This is a genomic window from Paenibacillus sp. FSL M7-1414 (assembly GCF_038003195.1).
In the GTDB taxonomy this organism is placed as follows: domain Bacteria; phylum Bacillota; class Bacilli; order Paenibacillales; family Paenibacillaceae; genus Paenibacillus; species Paenibacillus amylolyticus.
On sequence record NZ_JBBOOS010000001.1, the window covers coordinates 5,288,124 to 5,303,637 of the forward strand.

The 15,514-nt window shown below is 45.5% G+C and carries 10 protein-coding genes; 1 reads left to right on the forward strand and 9 read right to left on the reverse strand.

Annotation, left to right across the window (positions count from 1 at the left end; translation table 11 throughout):
* Positions 1–251: 251 nt before the first annotated feature.
* Complete coding sequence (locus MHH92_RS22985) at positions 252–1,070, reverse strand: TerC family protein (protein WP_036617064.1); 819 nt, start codon at positions 1,068–1,070, stop codon at positions 252–254.
* Between the two features lie 277 nt (positions 1,071–1,347).
* Positions 1,348–1,659: a DUF3817 domain-containing protein gene (locus MHH92_RS22990; protein WP_036617062.1), complete on the reverse strand. Its 312-nt coding sequence runs from the start codon at positions 1,657–1,659 to the stop codon at positions 1,348–1,350.
* A gap of 215 nt (positions 1,660–1,874) precedes the next feature.
* Between MHH92_RS22990 and MHH92_RS22995 the strand changes: the two genes are divergently transcribed.
* Positions 1,875–2,978, forward strand: a complete 1,104-nt coding sequence (locus MHH92_RS22995; protein WP_036617060.1) for a glycosyltransferase family 4 protein — start codon at positions 1,875–1,877, stop codon at positions 2,976–2,978.
* 20 nt (positions 2,979–2,998) lie between these two features.
* Here MHH92_RS22995 and MHH92_RS23000 read toward each other — a convergent pair whose 3' ends face one another.
* The 7 genes from MHH92_RS23000 to MHH92_RS23030 form a co-directional block, all read right to left on the reverse strand.
* Positions 2,999–3,361: an HIRAN domain-containing protein gene (locus tag MHH92_RS23000; RefSeq protein WP_237176987.1), complete on the reverse strand. Its 363-nt coding sequence runs from the start codon at positions 3,359–3,361 to the stop codon at positions 2,999–3,001.
* A 43-nt stretch (positions 3,362–3,404) separates the two neighbouring features.
* The gene (locus MHH92_RS23005) at positions 3,405–4,376 is read right to left on the reverse strand and encodes a helix-turn-helix transcriptional regulator (protein WP_047844031.1); all 972 of its coding nucleotides are present in this window, start codon (positions 4,374–4,376) and stop codon (positions 3,405–3,407) included.
* A gap of 272 nt (positions 4,377–4,648) precedes the next feature.
* Positions 4,649–5,170, reverse strand: coding sequence for a hypothetical protein (locus MHH92_RS23010; protein WP_340906553.1), 522 nt, complete (start codon positions 5,168–5,170; stop codon positions 4,649–4,651).
* 166 nt (positions 5,171–5,336) lie between these two features.
* Positions 5,337–5,966, reverse strand: coding sequence for a 50S ribosomal protein L25 (locus tag MHH92_RS23015; protein ID WP_036617054.1), 630 nt, complete (start codon positions 5,964–5,966; stop codon positions 5,337–5,339).
* Between the two features lie 280 nt (positions 5,967–6,246).
* Positions 6,247–9,123, reverse strand: a complete 2,877-nt coding sequence (pulA, locus tag MHH92_RS23020) for a type I pullulanase (RefSeq protein WP_340906555.1) — start codon at positions 9,121–9,123, stop codon at positions 6,247–6,249.
* Between the two features lie 485 nt (positions 9,124–9,608).
* Positions 9,609–11,657: a type I pullulanase gene (gene pulA / locus MHH92_RS23025; RefSeq protein WP_340906557.1), complete on the reverse strand. Its 2,049-nt coding sequence runs from the start codon at positions 11,655–11,657 to the stop codon at positions 9,609–9,611.
* A 171-nt stretch (positions 11,658–11,828) separates the two neighbouring features.
* On the reverse strand, positions 11,829–15,122 hold the full coding sequence (locus tag MHH92_RS23030; RefSeq protein WP_340906559.1) for a DUF5704 domain-containing protein: 3,294 nt from the start codon (positions 15,120–15,122) through the stop codon (positions 11,829–11,831).
* Between the last annotated feature and the right edge of the window lie 392 nt (positions 15,123–15,514).

The following is a 15,514-nucleotide window of genomic DNA, read 5'->3' on the forward strand; positions in this document are numbered from 1 at the left end:
ACGATGAGCCGGATATGCTATTGTGTCTACGTTGCGCCCTGTTTGAATCAAATCATAACCAAGCATCATGTCTCTCGGCCTCCCTTCGTTAATGTTAGTCTTATATTAAGGGGACTAGAATTCATGTGTCAACCCTTTTCTTGGAAATTGGACCATGTTACATTTTTCATATGCAAACAAAAACAGGAGATTGTCCTAGGACAATCTCCTGTTTTCCAAATAATAATGATGTTGTTAGCGTAACATGATTATTACAGTCCTGCTTGTTTTTCCAACTCTTCAACCGGATTTTCGTCTTCTTTTTCAGGGACTTTGGAAGACAGGAACCAACCACATACCGCAATGGTGATCAATACAATATAGAATCCGAATTTCCAAATTTTATTTTCCGGGAAATGCTCATCCAGAACACCCAATGAAGGGTGTGCGAGTGTAATAACTGCCAGCTTAACCCCTACCCAACCTACGATTACAAAGGCCGCAACTTCAAGTCCTGGACGGGAATGAAGCAATTTTACAAAGTATGAGGCTGCAAAACGCATGATCACAAGCCCGATGAATCCACCCAGGAAGATAACGATAAACTGTCCACCGTCGAGTCCGCCAATTGGAGGCAATCCACTTGGTGGCAACGCCACGGCCAAAGCAACAGCAGCCAGAATGGAATCAACTGCAAATGCGATATCCGCTACTTCGACCTTGAAAACGGTCATCCAGAAACCGGATTGTTTTTTCGGTTTCTTAGGTGTTGAATCAGCTGCTTCATCTGTTTTATTGCGACTACCCAGTATCTTTTTAACGATGTGGTTAATCGAAATATACAGGAGATACAGGGCACCGATCGCTTGCACCTGCCATACATCGACGAGGAAAGAGATCAGGAACAACGAACCTAAACGGAAAACAAATGCACCCATCAGACCATAGAACAACGCTTTTTTGCGCTTATCTTCAGGCAAGTGTTTAACCATGATTGCGAGTACCAATGCATTATCTGCTGCGAGTAATCCTTCAAGGACCACTAAGACAGCAAGCACCCACCCATATTCTAATAATAATGAAACATCCAAAATTGACTCCTCCTTAATATTCTTATGATGTACAAAAAAAAGGACCTTTACCATCACTGGTAAGGTCCTTTTATATCCACAAAAAGAGACCTTTACCGAGCATGAAAACTTGGTAAAGGTCTCGCTAACAACAAAATTGCTGCCAATAAAGCCGGGGATATGATCCCGAATTGACGACTTTACTGTAAAAGCTACTCCCCTTTAACAGGAATATGTAGTTTTAGTTGGAACGGGTTGTTTAACCTGTACTCATCATATTTCATAACGTTAAATAAAGTCAAGCTTTATTTAGTTGACGATACAACTTACGGAATACGACAACATCGTAGATCATATTCCCCAGTGGAATGAAAGAAACAAAGAACAGAGCAATTGGACGACGCAGACGCCATTTCTGTGAGGTGTACATAGTCACCATAAATAACAAATACATTAAAAACAAAAAACCGTACAGATTCCCAAACCATGTGACAGCCTGCGGCATAACCCCGGCATCTCTCAACGGAAAAGCAACAAACAGTAACAACACGTACGAAATGCCCTGCAACCACAACATTAGCCGGAAGCGCCCCAGCGTAGAATGTAACATTATTTTCCTCCTGCTTTTATACATGTAACGAATTCATTTGTTCCCGTACAGTATATCACAAAAGCTGAATATCTCGCTTGATGCCATGCAGCAGATTATTCCTGCTCGCTTATATGGGTGATTCACCTACCATTTCGCAGGAGCCAAATGCTTTAACTTCTCATAAGATATATGACGAAGATTGTTACAGATGTCGGACAAGGAGGAGCCGGATCATGAAAATAGCTATGGTTGCACCCGAGAAATTGCCTTTGCCCGGTAATGGTTCCGTGGAAATCTGTATCCTGGGCATCGCTCGTGAACTAGCCCAACGCCATCAGGTGACCATTATAAGTCGTCAAATGCAAGGTCTCGCCGCCACAGAACAGATCGATGGGATCACCATTCAACGCGTCCCTGCGTCGAGTCCTGTCATGTACACCAAAGCAGTCATACGTTTGTTATCCCAACAACCCTACGATGTAATTCAAGTGGATAACAGGCCACGAAGTATGGCTACCATCAAACGAGCTTTTCCACGCACTCCCGTTGTACTCTATCTTCACTCATTAACGTTTGCTCAGCCCGGGCCTTCCAAACTCACATTAATGAGAAAAGCTGATTGGATTGCCGTCAACAGTCATTCCCTGCGACAAAGGTTAGGCCGCAGATTTCCGTTGGTAAAACACCGGATGAGTGTTGTTCCATTGGGTGCAGATCTAAGCCGCTTCAGGCCTGTTGAATCCAGCGAAGAACAGATTCATCTGCGTACACAATTTGGAGTAACTAAACCATTCTCTATTCTGTATGTCGGCAGGCTGATCCCTGGAAAAGGTGTAGACGTATTAATTCGTGCGACTGCCCTCCTTCAGCAACAGATGCCTGTTCAACTGATTATTGCAGGCAAAGGACCTCCGTATTACATGCGTAAACTTCGCGAGCTTGCCCATAAACAAAAGGTCCATGTTTCCTTCCGTGGTCAGATAAACCATGAGCATATCGATCAGTTGTATCGGGCAGTGGATTGTCTGGTCTGTCCGTCTCAAGAACATGAAGCTTTTGGCCTGGTTAATGTTGAGGCGATGGCTTCAGGATTACCCGTTATTGCTTCGGATAACGGAGGTATCCGTGAGATTATTGAATCAGGAATCAATGGATACCTTGTCACCGCTTATAAGCGTCCTCAACGTTTCACCTCTTACCTGTACAAACTTGCAAGCAATCCCACTTTTGCCGAGAAGTTAGGAAAGGCTGGCCGAGACAGCGCAAGGGCATATTTCAGTTGGGCAAGAACAGCCATGCATCTGGAAGCGACCTATACCAGGCTCATCCGTAAATGAGCCTTCTTTTGTTACGATGATCAAGCTTTTTCACGAAATTGCCATCCCTTAATCAAAGAATCCATCTGCGGAACAGGAATGTGACTCATCTCAATTAACTCCATAATAACCATATCTCTCATCATGAATCGTACTTTGGCACACGTGAGTTGATGAAATACATCGTAGAATGCCGTCCCGGTCCAACATCCATGAGGTACGACAAGTGGATCATTAACGATATAACCTACGGCTCCGATCGGGGGAATAACAACCTTAATCGCTTGATGATCCAAACGATTATCTGGATCTTTGACAAGATACACGGTATCCCCCACATGTAAAGCCTGTACTCCATGGTAGTGGTCCATCCCATACATAGCTGCGAATAATTTGGTGCTCATATTACCTGCTCCTTTTTCCTGTATTTCTCCATGATTAAAATTTTTACAATGATACATCGGTTTCATAATGTTCCAACCACTCGACAAGTTGCCTGCGTATCTCTCTACGAAACTCACGAGGTTCAAGTACCTCTGCCTCGGGCCCAAATTGATACAACCATTTCAAAAATTCTCTGCTGCTATTCAGTGTCACTTCAAATAACAATCCCCCATCGGACATATTCGTCATTCGCGGGCGAACAAACATTTCTTCTTCTTTTATGTAGGGGGCCACTTTCTCAGAGAATCTTACCTTGAAATGGATATTTTCGTCGCCACGGTCAATAGACCATGTGTTCTTCATATACTGCGTTATGTTGAAATCACCCTTGTCGAAACCGGCATTTGTTCGTGTCACATCCAAAAAACGGCTGATCCGAAACAATCGAACTTTTTGCAGCAAATGGCAGTATCCAATCAAATAAAAACGTTGATCACGTGGAATGAGATAATAGGGATCGATATCCCGGACTGTGATCTCATTTCTTGTCAGCGTATGATATTGAGTACGAATGGTTTGCTGGCTTAGAATGGATTCGATAATGGGAATCAGCAAATTAGGGTCTTTTCCTTCCTCGCGATAAGCTGGCGTGCCCATCCGAATAATTCCCGCAATATTCTCTACAATGTCACTGTTTCTTGATTTTAATTTGGTATGAGCCGACATGACCTTGTCAAACGCTGAATCAAACTCAGCAGGTAACTTGGAGGTATCAACTACGGACGGCAGCATGGAGAAGACCATCGCTTCCTGTTCAGTAAAATCTAATGGATACATCGCAAACTCACCAATAAATCGGTAACCCTTGCCGTATCCTTCATTCATAATCGGGGCGACCCTATCCAAAATCCGGAGATCACGATAAATCGTGCGTACAGTCGTACCGCATTTCAGCGCCAACTCCTTGGCCGAAATTCCAGGATTTGCTTGTATAGCCTGAAGTATACGCAGCAGACGAATTAATTTCTCTGTCATGTAGTTTCTCCCCTTCGATATTTTATCGGCAAGGAAAACTAGTTCCTTTAGTACAGAACTAAATCTTTAGTCCCAATATTATTTTCGCAATTTCACCATTTTTGTATAGTCCAATTGCACTCTTACCCCCTTTTAATATACATTCTCTTACTTGCTTGCGTAAAACATTAACCCAAAAGACCTTAAACCTAAGCCTGAAAGCCTATACAATTTTCTAAAAATAGTACAAAAAAAGCCCTGATCTCCACAAAGAGACAAGGCTTTTCTCGGAATTACTGGTTATGCAACTGTAATAATTGATTCATCACATTTGCCATATGCTCACAGAGTTCAGGAATGTCCCCCATCTGGTCTTCATTCACACTGCGGTCAAAATAAACGTGAGCCGTGACGTTATACATTTTTGGCTGTTCATCAAAGATATACTTGATGTTCTGGCACATCCTCTGCTCAGGCCAGCTCTTCTGTAATATCGGACGAATAACCGGGCACTGCTTCTCAGGATCCTTCACAACCATACTGAACCGTAGCTCCAAGCGGCAACCCGGACTCGCACCAGGCGTCTCCAGGATCTCCGCTGCAAGCTCCTCAAGGGAACTGCTTAATACAACTTCCCCTGTTACTTCCGGGCGATCTCTGAGACAGAATTGTAATGTAAACTCTCTGGACATCACTGCCATCTCCAGCCGATCTTTACGCCCCGTAATCTGAATACGTTCGTCCAGGTTATCCATATCATAGAGATAATTCTCAAACCCGACTTTCAGATTGTCATACACCGTTGGATCAAACATTGAATTAAACCTACTTTCTAACCCTTTAACATGTATTGTAGTACAATCTCATTTTTCATGCGAACGATGTGCCTATTGAACTCTCTTGCTCGGAAAATAAAAAAGCCCAGTCACTAGGACTGGGCTTTGGTTAAGCATGAGATCTGGCAAGATCCCGTAGCTTGGCTTATTCTTCTGTAGCTTTTTCTTCAGTTGCCGGCTCAGCTTCCTCAGCAGAGGCCGTTGGCTCTTCCTCAGCCGCTTGTGGCGGCATGACGGAAGCGATGATGGATTCAGGTGATGTTACGAGTGTCAAACCTTTATCGAGTTTGATATCCGCAGCAGTCAAGCGATCGCCAATATCCAATCCGCTGACATCCACCTCAATGGACGTTGGCAGATCTGCAGGCAATCCTTCTACTTCCAGCTGTGTCTCCTGTGTCTGGAATACACCGCCAGCTTTCGAGCCGGCCGCTGTACCCTGGAAGTCGATCGATACACTTACGCTGATCGGCTTGTTCTTGGAAATTTGCAAAAAGTCTACGTGCAGCAAACGTCCGTTACGCTCTTGCTGATCCTTGATCAGCACCGGAAGCGTTTTACCGCCCTCCACATTCAGGTTGAACATTTCGGAGCGGCCTGTGCGTGCCACTTTCAGCATTTCTTTTTCATCTACATGTATTGAAGCACCTTCAAGTCCCGGGCCGTAAACGACTGCGGGAACTCGTCCGCCTTGTCTTAACAGGCGCAGTGCTGCACCTTTCTTTTCCGTTCTTGGCGTTGCTGTAAGTTGAGCCATTTTTCCGTTGGATTTCATGATTGAACATCCTCCTTCAAGGGATCACTACATTATATTTGTTGGAAAGCACTGAGGCTTATCTCATAGACCATGATGGTCTTTTTTCCTTTGGCCGAATCGTGGGCCATATCTATATTTACCCCAATGATAGAGGATCTCAAACACGAAACAGGACAATTAATTATTTTTTGGCGAGTTATGCGGCTTATAATCAGACCAAAAAAGCAGTCGGAATCTCTTCCAACTGCTGGTTTAACAAGGTTTTGACGAACTACGTTCGACGTTATAAATTAAGAAACTATGCGCTATCACGATCCTCCGTTTTTTCGCTTTCACGAATGATCTGCATCTCGTCTGATCCGCTACGGACAATAATGTGCACATCCCCATCTTCAGGTACAATGTCCACGTAACGGTCTCCGCACGTATCTTTAGCTTCCCATTCGTTCAATCGAATGATCAATCCCAGGTGATGCAGACCCGGAGCAACGCGGAAGCGGGCTTCGGCGGCATTTCCGACTTGTTCCAGCCGTACTGCTCCGTCCTCCATACCTGTGCCCCATACCCAGACATCCCAACCTTCATAATGTTGGTCTTCCCTTTCGTATCGAAGCGTGACGGTTCGCGAAATCTGTTTATGAATCGTCACGGCAAGCGTTGCCCGGATTCCTCCAGCTTCAGCAATAATATGGGTTACTCCAGGTGTCATCGCACGTACGATCCCTGCTGCACTCACCGCTGCAAGTTCTGGATGAGAAGAGCTCCAGCGTATATTGGAATCCTGAAGCGGCTGACCAAATTGATCCAGAACCAAGGCACGGAAGCGACTGATTCGAGTCATGTACATGACAGGTTCACCCACAATTTCAATTCGTTCAGCATGACGATAATCCACTTGTAACATACAGCTTGCCGTTATGTCCCCACAGTGGACTGTAATCGAAGCTTCCCCTCGTTCCAATGCATGGATTGTTCCATCAGGCTGGATCTGAATAATATCCGGATCAGAAGAAGTCCAAGTAACTGGAGCTTTTTCCACCACATTGCCAATACTGTCCCGTACGATCGCTCGTAGTTGAGTGGTCTCCTTCGGACTATATACCTGGCGAGGAAAACTAATCTCCACTGTTGATGGTTCAGCGCCTCCAGCATGCTCTGTGTCATACAGTACCATTAAAGACCATCGTTCTACCTGAACAGTACCACGAACAGTCTCGATCACGTCTGTGCCTGCCTGATGATTATTGACTACAACATGCCAGTCCCCTTCCCCCAGGTCAACATGCTGTTGATGCTCCGTTCCGTTATAGATGACCATAATTTGATTCCAGGTGTCCTGATTCGCACCATTCTGAAGTATAAAGGCAACTACATTGCCATCCGCACGAATAACACGAAGGTGATTTCGTACCTGTTCAGCATCGATCATACGAAAAGCGGGATGTGTTCTCCGCAAATGAATAAGACCACGATAGTAATCAAACACTGGTCTGAACCGTGATTTGTTGGCCCATGTGATGGCGTTCACCGCATCCCCGCTCCGATAACTGTTATGATCACCGGCTTTGGATCTGAGCATCTCATCCCCTGAATGCAGAAACGGAATTCCCTGAGAAGTAAGCAGAATGCCGGAGGACAGTAACGAGCGACGAACCATCTCATGATTCAAAACATCATCTGCATCCACAAACCGATAAGGATCTGCTGCTTTTACCGCGGACTCAGCACTCCCTCCACCCACGGGCTGTCCGTCCTTCCATACGGGAAATCCTAATTCATGTCTAAGGTTCATTGTTGTCGCAATTTTATCCCACAGATTGAGATTGTCATGAGCAGTTACATAATTGACAACTTCAACAGGTGAAGATGTGAAATCATCCAATGCTCCCGCTAATCCCCTAATAAGCTCATATTCCTGTCCTCCGGCACCCGTGACAAACCCTCTGCCACTGCCATCACTATCACCCTTGATTGCACTGCGAAAATGATCATTAAATACAGCAAACCCCTGACCTCGCTGGGTTCCTTTTAATGTTTTACGGTCCAAAGGTGAATCTCCACCCATCCAGGGTTCCCCATAGATCAGAAACGCCGGATCGATCTGTTCCTTCAATTCGCGTGTCAATTCATTCATCGTTTCCGTATCAATCAGGGCCATGAGGTCAAATCGAAATCCGTCCACATGATATTCTTCTGCCCAATATCGGAGAGAATCCAGAATATATTTTCGCACCATTGGACGTTCTGTCGCCAATTCATTGCCTACACCAGAACCATTACTGAGGGTGCCATCCTCCCGATAACGGTAATAATAGCCTGGTACAATCCGTTCAAAAGGACCCTCTTCCACGCTATATGTGTGATTATAGACAACATCAAGTACAACGCGAATGCCTTGTCTGTGCAGCGATTGAACGAGTGATTTGAGCTCCCGAATTCGAACTGCAGGATCACGAGGGTCGGTAGCATACGAACCTTCGGGAACGTTATAATGCTGGGGATCATACCCCCAGTTGTATGGTGCTCTGACATTTGAACCCACTTCTGCCGTAGCAAGTTCATTCACCGTCTGATAATCCGCCACAGGCAGAAGATGTACATGAGTAACTCCCAGTTCGGCAAGATGGTCTACGCCAATACTATTGCCTGCTCTATCCGTCAGACCGGATGCCGTGAATGCCAGATATTTTCCCTTATACGGAATATCTGCATGTGGGTCTGAGGAGAAATCACGGACATGCAACTCATATAACACAGCATCAACAGGACGCAGAAAAGCAGGTTTGACATCCAGGTCCCAATCGACCGGATTGGTGGTCTCCGGATCTATAATAGCCGTTCGTTGCCCATTAGCCGTTACCGCTCTGGCATAAGGATCAACAGCCACTTCAATCTGCTGATTATCATGAATAATTCGGTACATATAATAATGTCCTGCCCAATCGCCGCTGAGCTTCAGACTCCATATTCCGTCCGCATCACGTGTCAAGAAATGTTCCTGCCCATTTTCATGATCTTGTACTTTACCACTATCGTTGTAATGCCCTTCATCGTTAAAAATCAATATATAAACCTGTTGTGCCGTAGGTGCCCACAATTTAAAAGTACTTGCAGCACGAGTATATGTTAAGCCAAGATCGTTGCCTTCGTAACAAAAAGAAGTCCATTCCGGCATCGTTCCCACCGCCTTTATATCCATTGATTTCGTGTTGTCCCGATGTTACGGAGTGGGACGTTGTTTGTCAACCCGGGGTTGTCTGTACTCATCATATCGGTCCAATTTGCGTATTCAATTAGCAATCGCTTTCAAAATATAGGATATGAAAACAAGCGCCATAGATTGACAGCATTTGTACCTGTCCCGACAAAAAAAGTTTGGAATATACGAGAATAAATTGCAGGATGTCATTTGGTTGAGATTAAAATGCACCAACAGGTGCACAGTATAAAAAAAGCTCCAGACATGACGATGTATAGCCCTGCGACCAAGGCATTGGTTTCTGACGCATCAACAAATCCCCCCTTTCTTACGGGAAAGAGGGATTTGTTTTATCTCAATTTATTTGATTAGATTTGATTGGATATCTAGAACGTGGCCTTGTTAGCGATTTTACTAATGGTTTGTTGATACCCTTCAATTCTTGGCAAGCATTCCGTTCATTAGGAATTCGAATACATCACCGTTAGGGATATCGCATTCACATTTACCTTTCCGTCCTGTATGGTGCGTATCGTATCAACGCCTGCTTGTCCTTTTTCTACTATCACATTCCATGTCCCTGTGGGGACAGAGATGTCACGGTTTTCTTTTGCCGCGTTATAGATGACAACAATACGTTCCCAAGGATCGCTGGCTGCTGTACCGTTCAGTTCATAGGCTAGCAGCCCATTGCCTTTTTCTATTAGACGAACATGCTTCTCGATCTCTTCCCGTGTACGAAGCCGAAAGGCTGGATGTTCTCGCCGAAGACGGATCAGCCCACGATAATAGTCAAACACCGGCTTGAACAGCTGCTTTTGCTCCCAATGTATGGCATTGACTACGTCTCCACTCTGGTGGCTGTTGGCGTCCCCATATTTGCTGCGAAGTAGCTCATCTCCAGCAGCGATCAAGGGAATACCCTGGGAGGTTAAAACGATACCATTGGCAAGCAGACAACGCCTAACGGTCTCATTCTCCAGAATGTGTTCTGGATCGATCTGCAGGTAAGGCTTAGCCTTCTCTACGGCCTCTTCCACACTCTGGCATCCACGAATACTTCCATCCTCGTCATAGGTGAGGAAATTCAAGGTATCGTGGATTCCTTGTGTACGTGCAACTTTGTCCCACAGGTTGAGATTATCATGCACGGTTACATAGTTAATCGTCTCGGATGGACCATCCGTAAAATCCTGAATGGCTCCCCGGACCCCAGTCCACAATTCGTCTTCTTTCCCGTCCGCGCCCGTCGCAAATCCCGTACCCATGCCATCGCTGTCTCCCTTGATCACTCCTCGAAAATTATCGTTAAACACAGCAAAACCAGCTCCGCGCTGCGTTCCTTTTAGGGTCATATCATCTCCAAGAGGAGAATCCAGTGCGCCCCATGGTTCACCATATAACAATATGGATGGGGATACTTCGGCGTGCAACTCCGCTGCAAGCTGTTTCATCGTAGTTGTGTCGATCAGACCCATCAGGTCAAATCGAAAACCGTCCACATGGTACTCCTCTGCCCAGTAACGGACCGAGTCGATGATAAACTTGCGAACCATGGTGCGTTCAGTAGCCACCTCATTGCCCGTACCTGAACCATTGCTGTAGGTCCCATCGGCGTTTTGACGATAGTAGTACCCTGGTACAAGTTTTTCAAAAGAGCTGCCTGCCGTATCAAACGTATGATTATATACCACATCCATAATGACACCTATTCCCTTGTTATGAAGGGCAAGCACCATGGATTTGAACTCACGAATTCGTGTCTCCGGATCATCTGCACGTGATGCATAGGAACCTTCCGGTACATTGTAATGGAGCGGATCATATCCCCAGTTATAGTTGGAGGCATCAGACGTATCACCATCCACCCTGGATTCATCCACCGTCGCAAAATCAAATACTGGGAGCAGATGCACATGGGTAATCCCGAGTTCAACCAAATGATCGATCCCCAGTGTGTTGCCCTCCGAATCATGCAGGCCCGTCTCGGTGAAAGCCATGTATTTGCCTTTATTCGTTATACCAGATGATGGGTGAATGGAAAAATCACGTACATGCAGTTCGTACAGGACTGCATCTACAGAACTGGTCAATTCCGGGCGAATATCCTCACTCCATCCCTTCGGATGTGTCTGCTCCAGTCTCACAATTACACCCATTTCTCCATTCATGGTCACTGCTCGGGCGTAGGGATCTACAGCAGTAGTTGAATGTCCATCTTCGAAAGTAGGCTTGTACATGTAACGGTAGCTACTTAAATCACCTTCCAGTTCCATAACCCAGATGCCTTGTTCTTTCTTTTGCATAGGTAGCGCCTGCTGTTTCCGTTGATTGGGCTCTTCCTCCGGGCTCCCCCCTGTCAAAGGTGGATACAGAAGTAGTTCCATCTGAACTGCTAACGGTGACCAGACTTTGAAGCGACAGGCTTGTGCTTCTAATGTGACACCCAGATCTCTTCCTTCGTATGTATCTTCTGAAATCAACATTTCCTGCTTATTCTCTTCAATCATATGTGTGGTTCCCCTCTCGTTGAGAAAATTAATGAATATGGATGGAAAGAATGCTCCTTACCCTTTATACCCGTTCTGCTGCCCAGCCATAATCCGAATTACACAAAAGAAGACAAACGTCATGTAGATTCACATTACGCCTGCCTTCTTTATAAGTAAAACGATATCTCTCTAATGTGGTACCTGGGATTGGAAATCATTACGGCTGGATTGATCGGCATGGTACAAAACCACGTCCCCATCTTGCATCGACCAGCTTCTCCCCTGACCATCTACCGGGTTGTTATCAAAACCTTCCATTTGCCATTGATTCATCAACGGTGCATGAATATATTGCAGATGCGGTGCACTCGTATTGCCACTGCGCAATGTTTCAATATTGAAATTAACCACAATGTAACCGTCCCTCAGAAATACCATTGCCTTCTCATCCAACTGGTTTTGTCTGGAAAGCGACTCGAGATCGGTTCCTTTGGGTACAGCATATACATCTGCTGGCAAGCTATATTCCCCATACCAGCGCTGAATCGCTGCATTCGCCCGATCCACATTAACACTGGAGGGAATATCTGCTTTTGGGCCAATGAGTGTACGGATCTGTGAAGGAAGAATCATCCAGTCATAACGACCTACCCACGTTTTATGATGAGAGGTCTGATCCACGAAACGAACCATATGTTCCGCCATTGTACCCTGATTTCGTTCCTCCGCCGACAGTTCATAGGTATACTGATAACGCGCTGTATCACCTAACTCCGAACCGGGGACATTCCGCAAACGTGAGTTCAGGACAACAAAGCGTTTTTCTAAATCTTGTGCCGATCCAATACGAATGAGTCGTTCCTGTCCTCGATGGTAGTATAAATCCACTCCTTGCCTGGTGGTGCCATCTTTACTCACAAAAGAGAACGTCGGCGTGATTCGGATACCATCCTGTTTCCCAAACATATTACCCTTGGTTTTCAGATCAAACTTGAAATGGTAACCCGTCTTCACTGCAGCATTTCGGAACCCCTGTACCGGATGACTGCCGGGACGAATAGGCAGGACATAGGGAGCCAAATTACCTCGGGCATCTCCGTCTATACTGTTTCCTCCGGTCCAGTAGCTTACACCCGTTGGTTCGGGGCTGCCTATCCGCTTACGGAACACATTCTCCCAGTTGTAGTCTGAAATATCGGTGATGTGAAAATCATATAATCGTCCGATAACGTCTACAGCAACGGTATCTGCTGCGACATGATGAGTCAGATTCGTATTGGCATCCTGTTGTTCTGTGTAGTTTGCAGGTGCATTTTCGGCGATATTTCGAAACTCGATCTGGTAATTCCCTTCATCCACCCATACAGGAAGATAAAAAGGAGTGTCCAACTGATTTACCGGAATATCCACCCATGTCATGGCCGGAATAAACTGACTTCTGGCACTGTTATAGACATCAAATGGGAAACGAACCTGTTTGATCCGGAAATATTTCGCATAATCATGGTTTCCATAACCAGGGTAACTCGCTACATCCAGATGCTGCCCTGAAGTTGGGATGCGTACAATAAACGGACGCTCTAAAATAAGTGCAGCTCTTGTCGGATCAGGCGTGGTCTTCTGGTTATGCGGCTGATCATCTGACACCCAGGCATAGTTCACAACTGGAGTATGTACTGTCACCGAGTTGATGCCCAGAATGGGGAACTTCTGATCCTGACCTCCGTTAACATTACCAGGGAGCAGTCCATACGTAATCTCACCCGTGGTTGGCTGGTTAGCTTTGTTCATCAATGTATTTTTGATCGTCAGCCGGTTCTGGTACAGAACATCGTCTCCGATCATGCCAGGCTGGGAGATACTTCCCGGTTGCGGAGCGGTTTTGGTCACAGGAGCAGGATCCATAATTGTCGCTCCATTAAAGGTTACCTTGTCGTTATTAACGGTGTTCTCTCTAACCTCCGCTTCAGCTTCAGATTGAAACAATGACGTTTCATCTGGCGTAGGCGGTTCATCCGAACCACCAGGAACCCCTTTGATGCCAAGATCAATTTCTCGACATGGCGCAGGTTTCACATGATTGGTAACCGCAGTATCCATAGCCGATTGCAAAGTCGGTGCTGTATATGCATTGGGCATAAGGGTCACGGTGTCACCATAACCGCCTAGCGCATAGTTAGATACCTTGGCCTCATTTAACTTGTATACCTCCAGGTTATCGATCTGCCAATAGCTATATGTCCTTGTTACTTGCATAGTTTTATCCCCGGGCACATCACGTTCTCTGGGCTGAGGAGGTGTCCCTGGATCACCCTCACCACTAGAGGCTCTTCCTGGGATCGTCCAGGTTTTATGATAAACCCTTTTCACTTTAACGGTGTAAGTCACCGTTCCTGTCATGTTAACCCAACGGTGCTGAAACAGATATTCCTTGGCCAAAACATTGGCATAGAGATCTTCCGAAGTTGGAATACCACGGGTAACATCAAACTTCCCAGATCCCCGATCATCTGCCTTCAACACACCTCGAACAGACGGGTCCATAACCGATGCTTCAATAACCGTACCTCTACTCGGTGGACTGATGGTCACAGGGCAAGCGTTAGCAGGGTCACCCCCCGGATCGCCATCATTACCACCTTCTCCATCATCTGTGCAGTCCTTCACCTCAAGCACCTGAGTCCCTTGTTCATCCAGTTGCTGAGCAGAATCAAGAAAATGAGCGCTGATGGTAGTGCTACCCACGATCCCTTTTGTCGTGATTTTGCCATCAGCACCGATCGTTGCCACAGCCGGATTCGAGCTCTGCCACGTCAATTTAGGATGAGCTGTCAGTTTATGAACAGAGCGATCCGGTTTGGTTAGAACTGCTTCCGCCTGTAGTGGTGTTGTATTGGCTTTACAAGCATTTGGCAAATTCACCACGAGTCCTGGCTCAGACGTAACGGTTATGGTGGCTGTATCCGAGATAAGGTATGTACCATTGTTCCAGATTGCACGCACAGTGACCGTGCCCGGACTTTCGGCCGTTAACATCCCTGTTTTCAACTCTATACTCGCAATCGTCTCGTCAGAAGAAAACCATTTGATCTCTGCTTCCCTGCGGGATACGTCAATGCCCTCATTAAAATCTGTTTCGCCATAATGTCTTGTGCTAACTTCGGCTTTCATCTGCTTTGTTTGTCCAATAGTCAAAACCGAATCCGGTGTTACATCGATTTCTTTTTCTTCAACCAGATCACCTTTCCAGATGATATCCATTGGTGTATGGTAGGCTACCACTTGCTTGAGACAACCTTGATTTGTTCTACCACCATTCTCATAATCATCCCACTCAGTTACTTGGTGTGAACCTCCTGTTTTGGTAATGATTTTTACTATAGTACTACCTTCTCTTATAACCGTAGTACCAACCCCAGTATAGAATAACTGCTTATTGCTTGTTTGATAATCTACGCTCTTAATCCGAATGTTTTCAACCATTCGCTGTGTAATTCTTTGGGATTGGAACTCTGGCCAATGTTCAGCAGGCCACCTGGAAAAATCGACTTCGTTAGGTATTTCTTTCTCAGCCGGGAATGGTCTAGAACAAGAATTGCTATTAAGGTTATCCGAGTAAGTTGGTCCATTAGTATGGTCTGCCCTGAAGCTACCATTATCAAGCTGATACCAATAAACACCTGGATTTGCTACCCTTTCTAACGACTCTATTGTATTAGAAACTTCTTGTTTCTTGGGCCCATACGGATCCGAGCCTGCAGCTTCTATAGGCGAAGATAAATTCAAACATAGTATATTAAAAAGAAAAATTAAGATAACAATTAAGGATTTTTTCTCACCATGGACCCACAATAATACTTCACCACCATTTAATA